Origin of the sequence: Bradyrhizobium sp. NBAIM01 (genome assembly GCF_020194115.1) — a bacterium.
Lineage (GTDB): Bacteria > Pseudomonadota > Alphaproteobacteria > Rhizobiales > Xanthobacteraceae > Bradyrhizobium > Bradyrhizobium yuanmingense.
This window is the reverse complement of sequence record NZ_JADYVU010000012.1, coordinates 143,539-162,906: the sequence shown is the minus strand read 5'-3', so window position 1 is coordinate 162,906 and position 19,368 is coordinate 143,539. Positions and strand designations below refer to the sequence as shown.

At 65.3% G+C, this 19,368-nt stretch carries 17 protein-coding genes and 2 pseudogenes; 6 read left to right on the top strand and 13 right to left on the bottom strand.

Annotated features, from left to right (window positions below):
- The 11 genes and pseudogenes from I6F31_RS29260 to I6F31_RS29210 all read right to left on the bottom strand — a co-directional run.
- Positions 1 to 340: pseudogene (locus tag I6F31_RS29260) on the bottom strand (OmpA family protein); the annotation flags it as partial.
- Between the two features lie 184 nt (positions 341 to 524).
- Positions 525 to 767: a hypothetical protein gene (locus I6F31_RS29255; protein ID WP_036002774.1), complete on the bottom strand. Its 243-nt coding sequence runs from the start codon at positions 765 to 767 to the stop codon at positions 525 to 527.
- An 83-nt stretch (positions 768 to 850) separates the two neighbouring features.
- Complete coding sequence (locus I6F31_RS29250; RefSeq protein ID WP_225114866.1) at positions 851 to 1,237, bottom strand: VOC family protein; 387 nt, start codon at positions 1,235 to 1,237, stop codon at positions 851 to 853.
- Between the two features lie 25 nt (positions 1,238 to 1,262).
- Positions 1,263 to 2,087: an FkbM family methyltransferase gene (locus tag I6F31_RS29245; RefSeq protein ID WP_225143287.1), complete on the bottom strand. Its 825-nt coding sequence runs from the start codon at positions 2,085 to 2,087 to the stop codon at positions 1,263 to 1,265.
- A 164-nt stretch (positions 2,088 to 2,251) separates the two neighbouring features.
- Positions 2,252 to 4,198 carry an ABC transporter ATP-binding protein/permease gene (locus I6F31_RS29240; protein ID WP_225186501.1) on the bottom strand — a complete coding sequence of 649 codons (1,947 nt, stop codon included), beginning with the start codon at positions 4,196 to 4,198 and terminating at the stop codon, positions 2,252 to 2,254.
- A 53-nt stretch (positions 4,199 to 4,251) separates the two neighbouring features.
- Positions 4,252 to 6,396 (bottom strand): hybrid sensor histidine kinase/response regulator, encoded by a 2,145-nt coding sequence (locus I6F31_RS29235; protein ID WP_225186500.1) that lies wholly within the window; start codon positions 6,394 to 6,396, stop codon positions 4,252 to 4,254.
- 188 nt (positions 6,397 to 6,584) lie between these two features.
- Positions 6,585 to 7,367, bottom strand: coding sequence for a succinate dehydrogenase iron-sulfur subunit (locus I6F31_RS29230; RefSeq protein ID WP_036002750.1), 783 nt, complete (start codon positions 7,365 to 7,367; stop codon positions 6,585 to 6,587).
- Positions 7,368 to 7,409: 42 nt separating this feature from the next.
- Entirely contained in the window at positions 7,410 to 9,245 is a 1,836-nt protein-coding gene (gene sdhA / locus I6F31_RS29225) for a succinate dehydrogenase flavoprotein subunit (RefSeq protein ID WP_036002747.1), read from the bottom strand.
- A gap of 3 nt (positions 9,246 to 9,248) precedes the next feature.
- Entirely contained in the window at positions 9,249 to 9,665 is a 417-nt protein-coding gene (sdhD, locus tag I6F31_RS29220; protein ID WP_036002745.1) for a succinate dehydrogenase, hydrophobic membrane anchor protein, read from the bottom strand.
- The gene (gene sdhC, locus I6F31_RS29215; protein WP_036024159.1) at positions 9,662 to 10,060 is read right to left on the bottom strand and encodes a succinate dehydrogenase, cytochrome b556 subunit; all 399 of its coding nucleotides are present in this window, start codon (positions 10,058 to 10,060) and stop codon (positions 9,662 to 9,664) included. Before sdhC ends, sdhD begins: the two co-directional genes overlap by 4 nt.
- A gap of 506 nt (positions 10,061 to 10,566) precedes the next feature.
- The gene (locus tag I6F31_RS29210) at positions 10,567 to 12,096 is read right to left on the bottom strand and encodes a malonyl-CoA synthase (RefSeq protein WP_225143285.1); all 1,530 of its coding nucleotides are present in this window, start codon (positions 12,094 to 12,096) and stop codon (positions 10,567 to 10,569) included.
- Positions 12,097 to 12,182: 86 nt separating this feature from the next.
- On the opposite strand from I6F31_RS29210, the gene I6F31_RS29205 reads away from it, so the two are divergent.
- From I6F31_RS29205 to I6F31_RS29190, 4 genes are all read left to right on the top strand, one after another.
- Positions 12,183 to 12,944 carry an SDR family oxidoreductase gene (locus I6F31_RS29205; RefSeq protein WP_225130238.1) on the top strand — a complete coding sequence of 254 codons (762 nt, stop codon included), beginning with the start codon at positions 12,183 to 12,185 and terminating at the stop codon, positions 12,942 to 12,944.
- 341 nt (positions 12,945 to 13,285) lie between these two features.
- Positions 13,286 to 13,840 carry a fasciclin domain-containing protein gene (locus tag I6F31_RS29200; RefSeq protein WP_225143283.1) on the top strand — a complete coding sequence of 185 codons (555 nt, stop codon included), beginning with the start codon at positions 13,286 to 13,288 and terminating at the stop codon, positions 13,838 to 13,840.
- A gap of 182 nt (positions 13,841 to 14,022) precedes the next feature.
- On the top strand, positions 14,023 to 14,652 hold the full coding sequence (locus I6F31_RS29195) for a cytochrome b/b6 domain-containing protein (RefSeq protein ID WP_036002769.1): 630 nt from the start codon (positions 14,023 to 14,025) through the stop codon (positions 14,650 to 14,652).
- A 10-nt stretch (positions 14,653 to 14,662) separates the two neighbouring features.
- Positions 14,663 to 15,445: a molybdopterin-binding protein gene (locus tag I6F31_RS29190; RefSeq protein WP_036024153.1), complete on the top strand. Its 783-nt coding sequence runs from the start codon at positions 14,663 to 14,665 to the stop codon at positions 15,443 to 15,445.
- Positions 15,446 to 15,564: 119 nt separating this feature from the next.
- Here I6F31_RS29190 and I6F31_RS29185 read toward each other — a convergent pair whose 3' ends face one another.
- Positions 15,565 to 16,767, bottom strand: coding sequence for a YbfB/YjiJ family MFS transporter (locus I6F31_RS29185; protein WP_225143281.1), 1,203 nt, complete (start codon positions 16,765 to 16,767; stop codon positions 15,565 to 15,567).
- Between the two features lie 232 nt (positions 16,768 to 16,999).
- Between I6F31_RS29185 and leuB the strand changes: the two genes are divergently transcribed.
- On the top strand, positions 17,000 to 18,112 hold the full coding sequence (gene leuB / locus I6F31_RS29180) for a 3-isopropylmalate dehydrogenase (RefSeq protein WP_225184216.1): 1,113 nt from the start codon (positions 17,000 to 17,002) through the stop codon (positions 18,110 to 18,112).
- Between the two features lie 119 nt (positions 18,113 to 18,231).
- Positions 18,232 to 18,868, top strand: a pseudogene (locus tag I6F31_RS29175) (DapH/DapD/GlmU-related protein).
- A gap of 76 nt (positions 18,869 to 18,944) precedes the next feature.
- On the opposite strand, the gene I6F31_RS29170 reads toward I6F31_RS29175, so the two are convergent.
- The gene (locus I6F31_RS29170) at positions 18,945 to 19,331 is read right to left on the bottom strand and encodes a hypothetical protein (RefSeq protein WP_036024148.1); all 387 of its coding nucleotides are present in this window, start codon (positions 19,329 to 19,331) and stop codon (positions 18,945 to 18,947) included.
- Between the last annotated feature and the right edge of the window lie 37 nt (positions 19,332 to 19,368).

The following is a 19,368-nucleotide window of genomic DNA, read 5'->3' as shown; positions in this document are numbered from 1 at the left end:
GGGGAGGCGGCGGCGGAGGTGCCGGGCGGGCCGCAGGGGGAGGCGGAGGCGGTGGCGGCGCTGCCGGGCGCGGCGGTGCTGCGGCCGGCGGAGGAGCTGCAGGCGGCTGGGGCGGTGCAGCCGCCGGCGGCGGAGCCGCGGGGCGTGCGGGTGCTGCAGGCGGCGCCGCGCCTGGCGGTCCCTTCGGCGGCTGCTTCGGTCTTCCGTCAGGGCCCGCGTCCTGCGGCTGGGCCTGAGCGACGACGAACGGCGCAGCGTCTTGCGCATGCGATGCGGTGTTGGCCAATTGCATCGCGGTCAGAGCCGTCGTCGCAAGCAGCACGAAACGAAGGTTGGTCATGTGGTGAACTTCCCCGGAAGGTTCTTTGTCGAAGTGTCGGGATGAACGGCTAAGCGTTAGGCCGCATTGTGGCGGGCGATGCAACTGCGACCCGATTTATTTCTGCACGCAAATCATCTCACTATGGCAACGTTCATTGCGCATTCAGACGCTGGTGGCAATCGCCTGACATTGCTTCGCTGCTTCACGCGTGATCGCGCGGCGGAATCGCATCCGTCGCAGGATTGGGCGTGAGCGGCCCGTTCGGTCCGCGCGATGGGATCTCCTCAGGCATGCGGCCCGGCAATTCGTCGGGCCGCGGCGGCGAGCCGGGCTCGCGCACCGGCGGCGTGATTTCGGGCTGCGGATTGCCGGGCGGGATTCCGGGCGGCGGCTCAGTCGGCGTACCGGGCGTCGACGGCGGAATCTCGGGCGGTTCAATCGGCATCGGCATCATCGGGATCGTTGTCCAGAGAACAACAACGAAGGTGCAGCACCGATGTTCCGCGTCACATCGCTTCGAAGACCGGATTATTCCGGCGTGTGGCAGACCGCTTCGATGTTGTGGCCGTCGGGGTCGAGCACGAAGGCGCCGTAATAGTTCGCGTGATAATGCGGGCGGATGCCGGGCGGGCCGTTGTCGCGGCCGCCGGCCGCCATCGCCGCTTTGTAGAACGCATCGACTGTGGTGCGATCCTTGGCGTGGATGGCGACATGCACCGGCTTGTTCATCGCGCCCTCGCCCCCGATCCAGAAATCGGGCTTGCCGTCGGCACCGAAGCCTGCAGCCGCAGCGTGTCCGGTCTGCTCGGCCGTGACCTCCATGATCAGGCTGTAGCCGAGCGGCGCCAGTGCCTTCGCATAGAACGCCTTGGCGCGCTCATAGTCGGAGACGGAGAATCCCAGATGATCGATCATCGCAACCTCCCTTGTTCGTAACCCGTCAGCGAGACAAAAACGTATTGCTTCGTGTCTTGCGTGCGATCGTAAAGCCGCGCCCGACCATGTCGGCAATACAATCCTGCTGCCATTCGTTTTGTGACAGATGCTCGATCACCACCGCGCGCGGCCACAGCATTTGCGGCGCGTCGCGGAAGAAGCCGATCAGCACGCGGTCCTCAAAGCCCTCGACGTCGATCTTCAGCGAATCGACTTGGCCGACGCCGGCCTCCTCCAGAATGCGCACCAGGCGCAGCGACGGCACCTTGATGGCCTCGGCACTGGCCGTGCCGGTGACGACGTGGGTGGCGCCGAGGTTGCCGCCGCCGCTCTCGATCATCAGCTCGCCGTCGCTGTCGCCCGCGGCGGCCTGCACCAGGCGCACCTGCGGCGTCTTCGATGCGGCGTGGTTGAACGAGAGCCGTCCGAAGGTCAGCGGATGCGGCTCGATCGCGACCACTTTTCCGGATGGCCCGACCTGCCGCGCCATCACCAGCGCAAAGGTGCCGACATTGGCGCCGACATCGACGAACACGCCACCCACGGGGGTGTGCTGGCGCAGGAAGTCGAGCTCGTCCAGATTGTAGTCGGGATTGAACAGCGCGCCGCGCTCGGTCGCGCTGCCCTGGTGATGGAAGCGGAACGAGGCGCCCTGATATTGCACGTCGACCGGGCCGCTGCGCAGCAGGTTGACCAGCCGCGACATCCACGGCCGGAACGCGCCGCGCTTCAGTCCCGACCGTTGAGCGAGGCGGATGATCGCAGCCTGCGCCGCATTGGGCGCAAACGCACCGAACGGCGCGGGCGAAGGGGCATTGTCGGACGTCAAGCAGCAGATCCTCGTTGCAGGCGGCGCATGCATAACCGGTTTTGACGAGGACTCCAACTTCAGGTCCGTAGCCCGGATGGAGCGCAGCGAAATCCGGGATTCTTGCTGACGGATAGATCTTCCCGGATTGTGCTGCGCTCCATCCGGGCTACACGCCGCGAACCTCACGCCGCCTTCTTGCGCTGCCGCAAGAACCGCCCCAGCAGCCGGCGCCGGCCCTTGCGCGGAATCAGGTCGATATCGCTGACGAGCTTGGCGCCGCCCTTGCGTCGCTCCAGCACGATCTTGCGGCTGTGGAAAGCCTCCAGCTCGGCGCGATGCGCGACGCTGACGATGGTCGCCTTCGGCAGCGCCTCGGTGATCATCTGCATCATCTTGTCCTGGCTCTTCTCGTCGAGCGCCGAGGTCGCCTCATCGAGCACGACGATGTCGGGGTTGTGCAGGAGCAGCCGCGCAAAGGCGAGGCGCTGCTTCTCGCCGCCCGACAAGGTCTGGTCCCACGGTGCCTCCTCCTCGATCTTCTCCTTGAGATGATCGAGGCCGACCTTGTGCAGGGCTGCGCCGATCTCGTCCAAAGTCCAGTGGTCGGCCGCGCCGGGATAGGCGACCGCCCGCCGCAAGGAGCCGGAGGGCACATAGGGCCGCTGCGGCAGCATGAACAGCCGGCGATCGGCATGGAAATTCACGCTGCCGCCGCCCCACGGCCACAGCCCGGCGATGGCGCGCACCAGCGTGCTCTTGCCGGTGCCGGATTCGCCGGCGACCAGCAGCCGCTCGCCGGGCTCGATCACCACCTCGGTCTCGCCGACCACGGCGGTGCCGTCGTCGAGCGTGACCGAGAGATCCTTCAGCTCCAGCATGGCCTCGTTGCTGGTCTCGCCGCGCTTGATGCGGCCGAGGCCGTCGCCCTGCTCGGCGCGCTCGAGGCCGTCGAGCGACATCATCAGCGAGGCGATGCGCCGCGCACAGGCATTCCAGTCGGCGAGCCGCGGATAATTGTCGACCAGCCAGCCGAACGCGCTCTGCACGATGGTGAAGGCGGACGCGGCCTGCATCACCTGGCCCAGCGTCATGCTGCCGTCGAGGAATTTTGGCGCGCAGAGCAGAAGCGGCACGACCGGCGCAACGAGGCTCGATCCTTGCGACACCAGCGTGGTGCGCATGTGCTGGCCGGCAAGGCGCGCCCATTGCCGCAGCACGCTCGTGAAATTGCGATCGATGCCGTCGCGCTCCTCCTCCTCGCCGCCGAGCAGGGCGATGCTCTCGCCGTTCTCGCGCACGCGCGTCAGGGTGTAGCGGAACTCGGCTTCGGCCTGGTTCTTGCCCTCGGAGACCTGCACGAAGCGCCGGCCGATCACCACGATCGATCCGGATGCGATCGCGGCGTACAGCATCGCGGCGATCACGAGGAAGCCGGGAATGGTCACCGACGAACCGCCGAGCGTGACGGTAAGTGCCCCGCCGATGGTCCAGAGCACGACGATGAAGGTCGCGGCCGACAGCAGCGCCGACGTCACGCCGGCGAGGAAGTCGACGGGGGAGTCGGTCGCAATCCGCAAATCCTCCGCGATCCGGTATTCGGGATTCTTGTGGTCGCCGCCGACAAGGTTGAGCTGATAGTAGCGCCCGTTCTTGAGCCACCGTGTCAGCACGCTCGCCGTCAGCCAGGCGCGCCAGCGTCGCTGGATGCCCATGCGCGCGAACACCTGCACGACTGCGAGCACGATGCTGCCGATCGCGAGCGGGAAGAACATTGCGGTGAGATGGAAGACGCTCGCCGCATCGCGCTTCTCGATGGCGTCGAAGATCGCGCGATTCCAGACATTGATGCCGTATTGGAAGCCGACGGTCAGCACGATCAGCAGGCCGAGACCAACCGAGAACGGCCAGGCGAGGCGGTCGCCGTTGCGGCCCCAGAAGCCGCGGGCGCTGATCCAGAACCGTGTCAGCAGATAATCCTTGCGGACCTGCTCGGCTTCCTCGGGTGACAATTCGGGGTCGGGTTCGACCAGTTCGGGCGGCGGCGGTGTCACTTCGTCGCCGTTCTCGCCCTGGATATTGACGATGGGCGGCTTCTTGCCCTGTTTACGCGTCGCAGCCGGCTTGTGCATGGGTTGACAACGCCAAGGGAACTCGGCCGGTTCCCGCGAGGTTCCGCGAGCCCCTATTCGGCGGCGCCGTCCCTGACGCGCCGGATCCGCGCCGCCCGATGCAGAACGCGCGACAAGTCCTCGATCGAATAAGGCTTTTGCACGAGGTCGCAGCCGCCGGTACCCTCCTGCGACAGGGCCTGGCTGTAGCCGGTGGTCAGAACGACCGGCACGCCGAGGCCGCGCTCGCGGATCGCCTGCGCCAGATCGAGCCCGGTCATCCCGGGCATCACCACGTCCGAGAACACGACATCGAAGCGGTCGGTGTCCACGACGAGCTCGGCGAGCGCGTCGGCCGCGTTGTCGACCAACGTGATGCTGTAGCCGAGCTCGGTGAGCCCGTCGGCGGCGAAATTGGCCAGCTCGATATTGTCCTCGACCACCAGCACCGACATGCCGCTGCCGGCCACCGCCGGCGCCGTGTTGGGCGCTTGGCGTTGCGGCAGCAGGCCCGGCGGCACGCGCGGCAGATAGAGCGAGAAGGTGCTGCCGTGCCCCACCTCGCTCGTCACGGTCACCTCGCCGCCGGATTGTCGGGCGAAGCCGAACACCTGGGACAGACCGAGGCCGGTGCCGCGGCCGACCTGCTTGGTGGTGAAGAACGGCTCGAAGATGCGCCCGAGCCGCGCGGCGGGAATGCCGACGCCGGTGTCGCTGACGGTGACGCGGACGAAGCCGTGGTCTGGGCTGGCCGAAAGTTGCACCAGCGCGTCCGGAACGGTCGTCGTGGCCTCGACCCTGAAAACGATTCGCCCCTGGCCTTGCATGGCATCGCGCGCATTGGTCGCCATGTTGATCAGGGCCGTCTCGAACTGGCTGGCATCGGCATTGACGAGGCACGGTTCCGCCGGCAGTTGCATGACGATCTCGATCGCGGGGCCCAGTAGCGTGGCGAGCATGTCGTGCAGCGACTGCACCCGTGCGCCGACGTCGAACACCTCCGGCTTGAGGGTCTGGCGCCGCGCAAAGGCGAGCAATTGCGAAGTCAGCTTGGCCGCACGCGCCACCGAATCGGCAATGGCCGTGATGTAGCGTTGTCGCCGCTCCTCCGTCAGCTGCGGACGGTTCAAGAGATCGACCGAAGCACGGATCACCGTCAGGAGGTTGTTGAAGTCGTGCGCGACGCCGCCGGTGAGCTGGCCGAGCGCTTCCAGGCGCTGGCTGTGCTTGAGCGCCTCCTCGGCCTCGCGCCGCTTTGCAGCTTCGGCCTGAAGGTGCTGGGTACGCCGCAGAGCGAGCACCAGCAGCAGGAACAGCAGCGCGGTGGCGGGAATGCCGAACACCAGATGCTGGCCGATGGTGGCGAGCCAGCGTGCGCGGATCGCAGAGGTCTCCAATCCGGCGCTGACATAGATCGGATATTCGGCGACGCGCCGGTAGGCGATGCGCCGCTCGATACCGTCCGAGGGCCAGGCGACCGTGATGAGGCCGTGCACGGGCTGGGTCGCGATCTTCTGGCCCACCGGTCCGGTCGGATCGAGCCGAAGCTCGTGGTCGAGCCGGGGAAAATGCGCGAGCATTGCCCCGTCGGTGCGCCCCATCGCGAAGAAGCTGCCGGGGTCGGTGCCGATCCTGGCATAGAAGCTTTCGAAATATTCCGGCAGCACGGAGGCCTGGATCACGCCGATGAAGCGGCCGTCATCGGAGTCGCGGCGGCGGCTGACGCCGAAGAAGCGGGCGCCTTGATAGGGCGGTCGTGGCGTCAGCGCCGTGCCGATGAACGTGCCGATGCTCTGGTCGACATGGGAATAGAAGTAATCGCGGTCGGCAAAGCTCAGGTCCGGCGGCGGCGAGACGAGGCTGTTGACCAGCGCCTTTCCGTTCGCGTCGAAGATCCAGGCCGATTTGAGCTGCGGCAGCGAATCGGTCAGCCGCTTCAGCCGGCGATGCAGCGTCGGCTCGCGCTCGCGGATGATGCCGTCGGGCAGGCCACGCACGACCTCGTTGAGCTCGGCGAGGCTGCGGTCGATGGTCTCGAAGACCTTGAGCGCGTGCTCATGGGCGACATCGACCGTGCGCTCGATCTCGCGGTCGGCGGTATCGTTGGTCGATGTGTAGGAGATCGCGGCGGCGACGACGAACAGCGCAATCGGCAGCGCCAGGGATGCCGCCATCATCCACTGCAACAGCCTCAGCGAGTTGCGTTGCGCCCTCTGCACAGTCGCTCCGTCCCTGACGGGAGCTTAACTGAATCCCGCGCAAGGAAGGAAGCAGCTTGTGCTGGAACCGTTGGTTGCGAGCCGGAAATTTGCGCGTCGAGCGGGTCAGAGAAAAATTCTGCTCGAATTGACGGCAAATGCGGAACACCCCGGCCGGTTTGGCCGGGGCGGAAGGGGGGGACTTCGCCTCAGATCTGGCGTTCGACCATCTTGAGCTTGAGCTCGGCGATGGCTTCGGCCGGGTTGAGGCCCTTCGGGCAGGCCTTGGCGCAGTTCATGATGGTGTGACAGCGATAGAGCCGGAACGGGTCCTCGAGATTGTCGAGCCGCTCGCCGGTGGCCTCGTCGCGCGAATCCGAGACCCAGCGGTTGGCCTGGAGCAGCGCGGCGGGGCCGAGATAACGCTCGCTGTTCCACCAATAGCTCGGGCAGGAGGTCGAGCAGCAGGCGCAGAGGATGCACTCGTAGAGGCCGTCGAGCTTCTCGCGGTCCTCGTGGCTCTGGCGCCATTCCTTCTGCGGCGTCGGCGAGGTCGTCTTCAGCCAGGGCTCGACCGAGGCGTATTGCGCGTAGAAATTGGTGAGGTCGGGGACGAGGTCCTTGACCACCGGCTGATGCGGCAGCGGGTTGATCTTCACCGCGCCGTCCTTCACGTCGTGCATCGACTTGGTGCAGGCCAGCGTGTTCTGGCCGTCGATGTTCATCGCGCAGGAGCCGCAGACGCCTTCACGGCAGGAGCGGCGGAAGGTCAGCGACGGATCGATGTGGTTCTTGATCCAGATCAGGCCGTCCAGCACCATCGGGCCGCAATCATTGGTGTCGATGTAATAGGTATCGACGCTTGGATTCTTGCCGTCGTCCGGATTCCAGCGATAGACCTTGAACTCGCGGAGCTCGGTCGCGCCCGGGGGCTTCGGCCAGGTCTTGCCGCCAGTGATCTTGGAGTTCTTCGGAAGTGCGAATTCAACCATTCGATTAAGGCCTTCGCTGTTCGATCAATACAGGCGCGACGTTTAGTAAACGCGAGCTTTGGGCGGGATGTACTGCACGTCGTTGGTCATGGTGTAGTTGTGAACCGGGCGATACTCGATCCTGACCTTGCCGGCATCGTCCAGCCAGGCCAGCGTGTGCTTCATCCAGTTCTTGTCGTCGCGCTCGGAGAAGTCCTCGCGGGCATGGGCGCCGCGGCTCTCGGTGCGGTTGGCGGCCGAGTTCATCGTCACCACCGCCTGCGAGATCAGATTGTCGAACTCCAGCGTCTCGACGAGGTCCGAATTCCAGACCAGCGAGCGGTCGGAGACGGCGATGTCGGTGATGCCGCTGTGGACCTTCGCGATCAGGTTCTGGCCTTCGCTCAGCACTTCGCCGGTGCGGAACACGGCGCAATTGTTCTGCATCACGTGCTGCATGCCTTCGCGCAGCTTCGCGGTCGGCGTGCCGCCTGAGGCGTAGCGGTAATGGTCGAGGCGACCGAGCGCCATCTCGGCCGAGTTCGTCGGCAGCTCGGGCTGCTTGGCGTTGGGTGTGAGCTTTTCGGCGAGGCGCAAGGCGGCGGCGCGGCCGAACACGACGAGGTCAATCAGCGAGTTGGAGCCGAGGCGGTTGGCGCCGTGCACGGAGACGCAGGCCGCTTCGCCGATTGCCATCAGGCCGGGGATCACCGCGTTGTCGTCGCCGTCCTTCTTGGTCAGCACCTCGCCGTGATAATTCGTGGGGATGCCGCCCATGTTGTAATGCACGGTCGGCACGATCGGGATCGGCTCGCGCGTCACGTCGACATTGGCGAAGATCTTGGCCGATTCCGAGATGCCCGGCAGGCGTTCGGCGAGCACGGCGGGATCGAGATGGTCGAGATGCAGGAAGATGTGGTCCTTCTTCTTGCCGACGCCGCGTCCCTCGCGGATCTCGATGGTCATCGCGCGCGAGACCACGTCGCGCGAAGCGAGGTCCTTGGCCGACGGCGCATAGCGCTCCATGAACCGCTCGCCTTCGGCGTTGACGAGATAGCCGCCTTCGCCGCGCGCACCCTCGGTGACGAGACAGCCCGAGCCGTAGATGCCGGTCGGATGGAACTGCACGAACTCCATGTCCTGCATCGGCAGGCCGGCGCGCAGCACCATGCCGCCGCCATCGCCGGTGCAGGTGTGCGCCGAGGTGCAGGAGGCATAGGCGCGGCCATAGCCGCCGGTCGCCAGGATCGTGGTCTGGGCGCGGAAACGGTGCAGCGTGCCGTCGTCGAGCTTGAGCGCGATGACGCCGCGGCAGGTGCCCTGGTCGTCCATGATCAGGTCGATGGCGAAGAACTCGATGAAGAACTCGGCCGCGTGGCGCAGCGACTGGCCGTACATCGTGTGCAGCATGGCGTGGCCGGTGCGGTCGGCGGCGGCGCAGGTGCGCTGCGCCTGGGCCTTGCCGAACTCGGTGGTCATGCCGCCGAACGGACGCTGGTAGATCTTGCCGTCCTCGGTGCGCGAGAACGGCACGCCCCAATGCTCGAGCTCGTAGACCGCGTCGGGCGCGTTGCGCACCATGTATTCGATCGCGTCCTGGTCCCCGAGCCAGTCCGACCCCTTCACGGTGTCGTACATGTGCCAGCGCCAGTCGTCCTTGTGCATGTTGCCGAGCGAAGCGGAGATGCCGCCCTGCGCCGCGACCGTGTGCGAACGGGTCGGAAACACCTTGGTGATGCAGGCGGTGCGGAGGCCGGCCTCGCTGCAGCCGACGACGGCGCGCAGGCCGGCACCGCCGGCGCCGACCACGACGACGTCGTAGGTGTGGTCTTCGATCGGATAGGCTTTTCCGTTGGTGGCGGGAGCGCCGTTGCCCTTGCCATTGGTCTCAGCGGCCATGGGTTACACTCCGGAAGAAAGCTTCAGGATCGCGTAGGTCGAGGCGAGCGCCACGGCGACCGAGAAGAAATTGTTGAGCATGATCGCGGTGAGCTTGAGCTTCTCGTTATGGACGTAGTCCTCGATCACCACCTGCATGCCGATCTTCATGTGCCAGGCGCTGGCGAAGATGAAGAGGAGCAGGATCACCGCAACGGGAATGGAGCTCAGGGTCTGCGCCGCGTAGACCTGGTTGCGGCCGAGCAGCATCATGATGATGACCAGCGCCGGGATCATCAGCAGCGTCATGGCGACGCCGGTGATGCGCTGGCGCCAGAAATCGGACGTGCCGGAATGCGCGGCGCCGAGATTGCGGACGCGCCCGAGCGGGGTGCGCATCGAGGGACGCTTCGGAGAGCCGTGGGACTCGTCAAAGCTCATCGGCCGCCTCCGTTCGCATAAGCGATGATCCAGATCAGCACCGTCAGTGCGATGCCGCCGACCAGGGCGCCCCAGGTCAGCGCTTCGCGCTCGTTGGCCTTGAAGCCGTAGCCGAGATCCCAGACGAAATGCCGGATGCCGCTGAGCATGTGGTGCATCAGGGCCCAGGTGTAGCCGAACACAATCAGCCGGCCGATGATGCTGCTGGAGAAAGCCTGGACATGGGCATAGGCGGCCGGGCCGGAGGCCGCCGCAACCAGCCACCAGACCAGCAGCAGGGTTCCGACGTAAAGGGCGATACCGGTGGCGCGGTGCACGATGGATAGAGCCATCGTCAGCGTCCAGCGATAGGTTTGGATGTGCGGCGAAAGCGGTCGTTCGATCCGTGCGGTCATGGGCGGCTTTTGATGTTTGTTGCGGCCCAGCATGGGGCGCGCGGGGATCGCGAAAGGTGGGCTCTATTTACGGAGTCGATCTGGCCTGCGCAATCACCAAATCGACATAAACCGAACTGTGGTTCAGCTCTATGGCCTTGATGAACCAAGGCCAATCAGGGTCTTGGTATACCAGCCTATCGGTCCGCCAACGAGTATAGGAATCTAAATTCATTCTTTGGCGCGAGCGTACGGCGCATTGAAATCGCTATTGGAACGCCTCTAAGCCGCCTCGAGCCCGTGCGGCCGCAACGTGCGAGGGACGATGCCGAGGGAACCGTCCCGGCTGCGACCCCAGCGCGACGCTCGGCACCCGCACCGGTTCCCCCACTGCGGGCGGATATGCGCACCCTGCATTCCACCCCAGCCGGACCGTGCGACGTGTCAGGTGCTATCTGTTGGTCTCGGCAGCCGGCTTGCTTCGTCGCAAGAGCTCCTCGCAATGACGCCGACAGAGCGGAGCTCTCTCACTTCTTCGCGTAAATATCCTTGTACGTTTCGCGCAGCACGTTCTTCTGCACCTTGCCCATCGTATTGCGCGGTAGCTCGTCGACCACGAAGACCCGCTTCGGCATCTTGAATTTCGCGAGGCGCCCGTCGAGGCCCTTCAGCACGGCCGCTTCATCGATGCTCGCGCCGGGCTGGCGCACCAGCACCGCGGTGACGCCCTCGCCGAAATCGGTGTGCGGCACGCCGATCACGGCCGACTCCACCACGCCAGGCATGGCGTCGATCTCGCTCTCGATCTCCTTCGGGTAGACGTTGAAGCCGCCGGAGATCACGAGATCCTTGCCGCGTCCGAGGATGTGCACGTAACCCTTGGCGTCGATCTTGCCGAGATCGCCGGTGATGAAGAAGCCGTCGGGCCGGAATTCGGCCTTGGTCTTCTCCGGCATGCGCCAATAGCCCTTGAAGACGTTCGGCCCCTTCACCTCGATCATGCCGATTTCGTCGCGCGCCAGCTCTTTCCCTGTCTCGGGATCGGTCACGCGCACGGAGACGCCCGGCAGCGGAAAGCCGACCGCTCCGGGCACGCGCTCGCCGTCATACGGGTTCGACGTGTTCATGTTGGTCTCGGTCATGCCGTAGCGCTCGAGCACGGCATGACCCGTGCGCGCCGACCATTCGCGATGGGTGTCGGCGAGCAGCGGCGCCGAACCCGAGATGAACAGACGCATGTGCTTCGTCGTCTCGTGCGACAGCGCAGGGTTCTGCAGCAGGCGGGTGTAGAAGGTCGGCACGCCCATCAACACCGTGGCGCGCGCCATCAGCTTGATGATCAGGTCCGGATCGAGCTTCGGCAGGAAGATCATCGACGCCCGGGCGAACAGCGTCACGTTGGTCGCCACGAACAGGCCGTGGGTGTGGTAGATCGGCAGCGCGTGGATCAGGACGTCCTTGTCGGTGAAGCGCCAATAGTCGACGAGCGAGAGCGAGTTAGACGCGAGATTGTCATGCGTCAGCATCGCGCCCTTGGAGCGGCCGGTGGTGCCCGAGGTGTAGAGGATCGCGGCAAGATCGTCGCTTTCACGCGGCACCGTCGTGAATTCGCGGCTCGCTTTGTCGGCGGCCTCCGTCAGCGAGCCCTTGCCGTCAGCCCCGAGCGTCTCGACCTTCGCCCTCACCTTGCCTGCGATCGGCGCGAGCCCCTCCGCCTTGGCAGGATCGCAGACCACCAGCGACGGCTCGGCATCGCCGATGAAGTAGTCGAGCTCGTTCAGCGTATAGGCCGTGTTCAGCGGCAGATAGACCGCGCCGGCGCGCACCGTGCCGAGATACAGCACGATATTGGCGACCGACTTCTCCACCTGTACCGCGACGCGGTCGCCCGGCTTCACGCCGCGCGCGACCAGCACGTTCGCCATTTGGCCCGCGCGCGCGATCAGATCGCCATAGCTGATATGCGCGCCGTCATGCGTCTCGATCGCGAGCCGCTTCGGATCGGCGAGGCCATCGAACAGGCGGGAAAACAAATTGGCGTTGGCAGCTTGGTTCATGCAACATTCCTCACCGGCATAGGCCGGTCAAAACCGAGGGCTGGATTAGCAAAAACCGCCCCGATCAAGCAACGGAGACAGTTTGCATGTCAAAAAGTGGGAAACGCGTCGCCTGGGTCACGGGCGGTGGCAGCGGGATCGGGGAGGCCGGCGCGGAGGCGTTAGCTGCCGACGGCTGGACGGTGGTGGTGTCGGGACGCCGCAAGGATGCGCTGGATGCCGTGGTCGCGAAGATCACGAAAGCGGGCGGCGCGGCCGAGGCGATCGCGCTGGACGTGTCCAAGGCCGCCGAGGCGCAGAAGGCGGCGGATGATATCGTCGCCCGGCACGGCCGCATCGATCTGCTGGTGAACAACGCCGGCATCAATGTTCCCAAGCGCAGCTGGAAGGACATGGAGCTGGAGGGCTGGGACAGACTGGTCCAGGTCAATCTCAACGGCGTGCTCTATTGCATGCGCGCCGTGCTGCCGACGATGCGCAAGCAGCAGGACGGTTCCATCATCAACGTCTCGTCCTGGGCCGGCCGTCACGTCTCGAAGATGCCGGGCCCGGCCTACACCACCACCAAGCACGCGGTGCTGGCGCTGACCCATTCCTTCAACATGGACGAATGCGTCAACGGCCTGCGCGCCTGCTGCCTGATGCCGGGCGAGGTGGCGACGCCGATCCTGAAGCTGCGACCGGTGGTGCCGAGCGAAGCCGAGCAGGCGAAGATGCTGCAGCCCGAAGATCTCGGCCGTACCATCGCCTTCATCGCGAGCATGCCGGCGCGGGTCTGCATCAACGAAGTGCTGATCAGCCCGACGCATAATCGCGGGTTCATTCAGACGCCGAACAACAGGGATTGAGGCGAGGACACTGCCTCAACGGGTACGCCGTCGCAGGATGGGCAAAGGCGCGAAGCGCCGTGCCCACCATCTCTCTCCGCATTTGCATTTGGTGGGCACGCTTCGCTTTGCCCACCCTACTGCTTCGCTACGCTTGTCCGGGTGCTCTCGTTCGCACACGAACATCCCCGCCGATAGTTTCACCCATCACAAAGAATTTTTCCCCGAAACCGCACCTGAAACCCTCCCGTAGTTCGGTCCAACGACGGCACTGCTGCATCACCCTTAACTGTCGCAGGCGCCGTTGTTGCTCAACTCAACGCCGGCCAACGCCGGTCTCAATTCAATCGGGAGACTCTCTCATGTCGAAGCGCATTGCCTATCTCGCTGCCGCCGCCTTCAGCGCCCTGGCCCTCACCGCGACCATCGTCGCGCCCGCCAGTGCCGAGGAAAAGACCGTCATGGTCGGCGGCGCCGCGATGTACCCGTCCAAGAACATCGTCCAGAACGCGGTCAACTCCAAGGATCACACCACACTGGTGGCGGCGGTGAAGGCGGCCGGCCTGGTCCCGACGCTCGAAGGCAAGGGCCCGTTCACGGTGTTCGCGCCGACCAACGCCGCCTTCGGCAAGCTGCCGGCCGGCACCGTCGACAACCTGGTCAAGCCCGAGAACAAGGCAACGCTGACCAAGATCCTCACCTACCATGTCGTGCCCGGTAAGCTCGCGGCTTCCGACCTCACCGACGGCAAGAAGCTGAAGACCGCCGAAGGCGAGGAGCTGACGGTGAAGAAAATGGACGGCAAGGTCTGGATCGTCGACGCCAAGGGCGGCACCTCGATGGTGACGATCACCAACGTCAACCAGTCGAACGGCGTGATCCATGTGGTCGATACCGTGCTGATGCCGGCGACGTAACACCGCGCGATCCTGTTTCATCCCCGAACAGGACGTCCTCAGACCGCGAGCCGGGGATACCCGGCTCGCTCTTTTGTGACCACAATAGCCTCACGACATCGATTCGATGGCGAACGGGATGTAACGAAAGCCGAAACACCGGCGTATAATCGCTGTCACACGACCTCAGGATGGAACCCGCCATGGCGAGCCTCACAGTCACCGACGAGCAGGTCACGGCCACCAAGTCCAAAGTGATCCAGCCGGCCTGGGTGCGGGTCATGCATTGGATCAACGCGCTCGCCATGATCCTGATGATCCTGTCGGGCTGGCAGATCTACAACGCCTCGCCGCTGTTCGACTTCCGCTTTCCGCGCGAGTACACGCTGGGCGGCTGGCTCGGCGGCGGCCTGCTCTGGCATTTTGCGGCGATGTGGCTGCTGATGATCAACGGCCTCGCCTATCTCGTCACCGGCATCGCTACCGGCCGCTTCCGCAAGAAGCTGCTGCCGATCACGGCATCAGGCGTGCTCCACGACGTCAGGGCGGCGCTGACCTTCAAGCTCGGCCATGACGATCTCACCGTCTACAATTACGTGCAGCGGCTGCTCTATGCCGGCATCATCGTGGTCGGCGTGCTGATCGTGCTGTCGGGCCTTGCGATTTGGAAGCCCGTTCAGCTTTATTATCTCGTGATGCTGTTCGGCGATTATCCGGCCGCGCGCTATGTCCACTTCTTCTGCATGGCCGCGATCTGCGCGTTTCTGGTCGTCCACGTCTTGCTTGCGCTGCTCGTGCCGAAGAGTCTGCGCGCGATGATCATCGGTCGCTGAGGAGGAGAATATGGCGAAGCGCCCGTTCCTGATTCCCGGCGTCGACAAGCGGCTCCTGATCAAGGATTCCCTCAAGACGATGCCAGACGTCACCCGCCGCCGCTTCATTGCGGGCGGCGCCAGCCTGGGCGCACTGACGCTGCTCACCGGCTGCGACGTGATCGACTCGTCCTCGGCCGAGACCATGCTGGCGAAGGTCTCGAAGTTCAACGACGCGGTGCAGGCATGGATGTTCAATCCCGACGCGCTGGCGCCGACCTTCCCCGAAAGCGCGATCACCAAGCCCTTCCCGTTCAACGCCTATTACGATCTCGACGACGCGCCCGATATCTCGGCCGCGGATTGGAAGCTCGAGGTGCGCGGCCTCGTCGACAACAAAAAGTCCTGGACGCTGGACGAGCTCTACAAGCTGCCCCAGGTCACGCAGATCACGCGCCATATCTGCGTCGAGGGCTGGAGCGCGATCGGCAGCTGGACCGGCACGCCCTTGCGCGATTTCCTCAAGCTGATCGGCGCCGACACGCGCGCGAATTATGTCTGGTTCCAGTGCGCCGACAAGGACGGCTACAATTCACCGCTCGACATGCGCAGCGCGCTGCATCCGCAGACCCAGATGACGTTCAAATACGCAAACGAGATCCTGCCGCGCGCTTACGGCTTCCCGATGAAGATCCGCGTGCCGACCAAGCTCGGCTTCAAGAACCCGAAATACGTGGTGTCGATGGAAGTCACCAACGATTACAAGGGCGGCTATTGGGAAGACCAGGGGTATAATTCGTTCAGCGGGAGCTAGCTCCGCTGTCGTAGGGTGGATTAGCCGAGCGGCTGCGCGAAGCGCAGTCGGTGGGCGTAATCCACCATACTTCCGCAGTTGCCGAGCGAAGTTGGTGGATTACGCTTCGCTAATCCACCCTACGGCACCGATTGCTTGGCCGGCCCCACCTTCCGCTGGCACAACGCCGCCACCGCGCCCAGCGCCAATAGCGCCGCCGACACATTCAGCGCGTAACTCAGGCTCCCCAGCGCATCGGTGATCGCGCCGACCACGATCGGCCCGAGCGTCTGGCCGACGCCGAACGAGATCGTCATCGCCGCGATCGCGGTCGGCCACACCTCTGGCGGATAGTTGAAGCGCACGAAGGCGGTGGTCGAGCCGACCACGGCGAAAAAGGCGACGCCGAACACGATCGCGGAGACTGCGAGCCAGGCCGGCGAATGCCCGAGCATCGGCAGCGCTGCGCCAGCTGCGTTGGTGCCGAGGATGATGGCGGTGGCGAGCCCGCCGCGGTCGAGCGCCAGCACGCCGCGCCAGGCCCAGGGCGTCACGAACGCGCTCAGACCGATCAACCCCCAGAACGCCGCCTGCGCCGCGGCCTCGCCGCCGCCGTCGCGCACATAGGCGATCATGAAGGTCATGTAGGCGATGTAGCCGGCGCCGAACAGGAAATAGCCGGCCAGATAAATCAGCACCGGCAGGATCGCGAACGAGGCATTACCGCCTTCGGAGAAGCGCGCGCCGCTCTCGATGCGGATCAGGAACAGCGGGATCGTCATCGCGACCGACAGCAGCGTCAGCGCCCACCACACGATCCACCACGAGCCCGGCCCGAAATATTGCAGCGTGAACGGGGCGATCAGCCCCGAGGACAGAATGCCGATGCCGGGTCCGGCATAGAACAGGCTGAGCAGAAAGTTGGCCCGTTCGGGCCGCGACTGGGCGATGGTGGCGGCGAGCGCGCCGCCGGCGACGAAGCCGGCCGCCGCGCCCAGGCCCAGCACCAGGCGCGCCAGGCTCAGCGCGACGAAATCCCCCGTCAGAGCGCAGGTGGCGAGCGCTGCGACGCAGGCAATTGTTCCGCCGCGGATCGCGGCGGCCCAGCCGACGCGCCGGATCAGGCGGGACGCCACCAGCGCGCCCACGAGATAGCCGACGGCGTTGATCGTGTTCATGAAACCGGCCGCCGAGTAGGACCAGCCGAGGTCCTCCCGCATGTCCGGCAGCACCAGAGCATAGGCAAAGCGGCCGATGCCGAGCCCGACGGTGGCTGCCAGCGACAGGGTCAGGATCAGCCGCGCGGGGTGTGCGTCGGGCAGGGGGCGATCAGGTGCGTGCAAGGGGTACTCCGGCCTAGCCAGTGTGGCAGGCCCCGCCGGCCTTGCACAGCCGCGGCGCGGCAATGGTGTCTTGCCAAGCGCGCAACGCCGCTCTAGCACTCCGGCGCCGTCATTCCGGGGCGCGCGAAGCGCGAGCCCGGAATCCATAACCCCGGCTGGTGGCTATGGATTCCGGGCCCGCGCTAAGAGGCGCGTCCCGGAATGACGAGAGAGGATCGAAAAGGACACGACCATGGCGACCCACAAACTGCTGCTGCTTCCCGGCGACGGTATCGGCCCCGAGGTGATGGGCGAGGTGAAGCGGCTGATCGACTGGCTCAATTCGGCCGGGATCGCGAAGTTCGAGACCGACACCGGCCTCGTCGGCGGCTCCGCCTATGACGCGCACAGGGTGTCGATCTCCGAAGGCGACATGGCCAAGGCCAAGGACGCCGACGCCGTGATCTTCGGCGCGGTCGGCGGTCCGAAGTGGGATGCCGTGCCTTACGAGGTGCGCCCGGAAGCCGGCCTCTTGCGCCTGCGCAAGGATCTCGCGCTGTTCGCCAACCTCCGTCCCGCCGTGTGCTATCCGGCGCTGGCGGATGCTTCCAGCCTGAAGCGCGAGGCGGTCGAGGGCCTCGACATCGTCATCGTGCGTGAGCTCACCGGCGGCGTCTATTTCGGCGAGCCGAAGACCATCACCGATCTCGGCAACGGCCAGAAGCGCGCCATCGATACCCAGGTCTACGATACCTATGAGATCGAGCGCATCGGCCGCGTCGCCTTCGAGCTTGCCCGGAAGCGCAAGAACAAGGTGACGTCGATGGAGAAGCGCAACGTCATGAAATCGGGCGTGCTCTGGAACGAGGTCATGACTCAGGTCCACAAGCGCGAATACCCCGATGTCACGCTCGAGCATCAGCTCGCCGATTCCGGCGGCATGATGCTGGTGAAATGGCCGAAGCAGTTCGACGTCATCGTGACGGACAATCTGTTCGGCGACATGCTCTCCGACATCGCGGCGATGCTCACCGGCTCGCTCGGCATGCTGCCCTCGGCCTCGCTCGGCGAGGTCGACGTCAAGACCAAGAAGCGCAAGGCGCTGTACGAGCCCGTGCACGGCTCGGCCCCCGATATCGCCGGCAAGGGCCTCGCCAATCCCATCGCGATGATCTCGTCCTTCGGCATGGCGTTGCGCTATTCTTTCGACATGGGCGATCTCGCCGACAAGGTCGACCAGGCCATCGCTGCCGTGCTGGCCAGCGGCCTGCGCACCGCCGACATCAAGTCGGAAGGCACCACGGCCGCTTCCACCACGCAGATGGGCGAAGCGATCCTGAAGGAATTGCAGAAGCTGCACGCGTAAGGCGGGAAGAATCGTAGCCTAGATGGAGCGAAGCGAAATCCGGGTTCTCACCCCGTGGACAGACCTTCCCGGATTGCGCTTCGCTCCATCCGGGCTACGGCCTCATTGGAAACCGCCTCATGGATACACCCCGCCCCAAGATCGCGGAAACCGTCATCCATGAGACGGTGCGCCTGCGCGAGGCGCAGGTCGGGCGGCGTTGCGAGGTGCTTGCGGGCACGCGCATCGAATATGCTTCGCTCGGCGACTACTCCTATCTCGGCGAGAATTGCGACGTCGCCGACGCCGTGATCGGCAAGTTCACGGCGATCGCCAACTCGGTGCGGATCGGTGCGCCAAACCACCCGATGGGCCGTCCCTCGCAGCACCGCTTCACCTACGTCCCCGAATATTACGAGGCGGGCGCGACGCGCGACCGCGACTTCTTCGCAGGTAGGCGCGGCGACCGGGTGATCGTCGGCAACGACGTCTGGGATCGGCCACGCCGCCATCCTGCTGCCGGGCGTGAGCGTCGGCGATGGCGCAGTGATCGCCGCAGGCGCCGTCGTTAGCCGCGATGTCGAGCCGTACACCATCGTCGGTGGCGTTCCCGCCCGTCCCATCCGCAAGCGCTTTGACGATACCGTTTCCGCAAGCCTGCGCCGCATCGCCTGGTGGGATTGGCCGGATGCGCTGATCTTCGAACGCCTCAGTGATTTCCGCTCCGAGGCCATCGAAGAATTTTGCCGGCGCTACGATCCGGCAGCCAATGCGTAAGACGGACGCATCTCGCGAAAAACAAAAATGGCCGGGCGTGAGCACCGGCCATTTTGATTCGGTCGTGACGCCCGCCTCAGTACAGCGGGAAGTTCTGCGGATAGCCGCCGACATCCTGCGGCGGGGAGAGCGGCTGGCGGTCGATCGGCCGGTTGAGGTTCTCGCGGGCGAAGGACGGATAGCCCACGGCCGGGGGGAAGGCGTAGTCGGTGAACTTGCGGTCGCCCGGATTGACCTCGGTGCCGCCATCGAGCCAGGAGCGCTTGCTCACATAGAGGCGGGTGCGGCCCTGTTGATAGACCGTGTTGGGGCCGCTCGGGCCGTAATAGGGCCGGCCGCGGTCGTCATAGCGCTGCTTGGTCCTGGTGTCGGCGGAAGCCGGGGTCGCGAACGCAACGGCCATTGCGGCGCCCGCCGCAAGCAATGTCGCCAGTTTGTTCGCGGCAGAAAATTTCAAGCTCATCACGTCCCCTTCAGGCGGCAGGCCGCCAGTCGATTTC

Excerpts from the sequence above, each read along its gene's own strand:
- I6F31_RS29255 (WP_036002774.1), bottom strand. The coding sequence starts at position 767 with ATGCCGATTGAACCGCCCGAGATTCCGCCGTCGACGCCCGGTACGCCG.
- I6F31_RS29250 (WP_225114866.1), bottom strand. The coding sequence starts at position 1,237 with ATGATCGATCATCTGGGATTCTCCGTCTCCGACTATGAGCGCGCCAAG.
- I6F31_RS29240 (WP_225186501.1), bottom strand. The coding sequence starts at position 4,198 with ATGCACAAGCCGGCTGCGACGCGTAAACAGGGCAAGAAGCCGCCCATC.
- I6F31_RS29230 (WP_036002750.1), bottom strand. The coding sequence starts at position 7,367 with ATGGTTGAATTCGCACTTCCGAAGAACTCCAAGATCACTGGCGGCAAG.
- sdhA (WP_036002747.1), bottom strand. The coding sequence starts at position 9,245 with ATGGCCGCTGAGACCAATGGCAAGGGCAACGGCGCTCCCGCCACCAAC.
- sdhD (WP_036002745.1), bottom strand. The coding sequence starts at position 9,665 with ATGAGCTTTGACGAGTCCCACGGCTCTCCGAAGCGTCCCTCGATGCGC.
- sdhC (WP_036024159.1), bottom strand. The coding sequence starts at position 10,060 with ATGACCGCACGGATCGAACGACCGCTTTCGCCGCACATCCAAACCTAT.
- I6F31_RS29210 (WP_225143285.1), bottom strand. The coding sequence starts at position 12,096 with ATGAACCAAGCTGCCAACGCCAATTTGTTTTCCCGCCTGTTCGATGGC.
- I6F31_RS29205 (WP_225130238.1), top strand. The coding sequence starts at position 12,183 with ATGTCAAAAAGTGGGAAACGCGTCGCCTGGGTCACGGGCGGTGGCAGC.
- I6F31_RS29200 (WP_225143283.1), top strand. The coding sequence starts at position 13,286 with ATGTCGAAGCGCATTGCCTATCTCGCTGCCGCCGCCTTCAGCGCCCTG.
- I6F31_RS29195 (WP_036002769.1), top strand. The coding sequence starts at position 14,023 with ATGGCGAGCCTCACAGTCACCGACGAGCAGGTCACGGCCACCAAGTCC.
- I6F31_RS29190 (WP_036024153.1), top strand. The coding sequence starts at position 14,663 with ATGGCGAAGCGCCCGTTCCTGATTCCCGGCGTCGACAAGCGGCTCCTG.
- leuB (WP_225184216.1), top strand. The coding sequence starts at position 17,000 with ATGGCGACCCACAAACTGCTGCTGCTTCCCGGCGACGGTATCGGCCCC.
- I6F31_RS29170 (WP_036024148.1), bottom strand. The coding sequence starts at position 19,331 with ATGAGCTTGAAATTTTCTGCCGCGAACAAACTGGCGACATTGCTTGCG.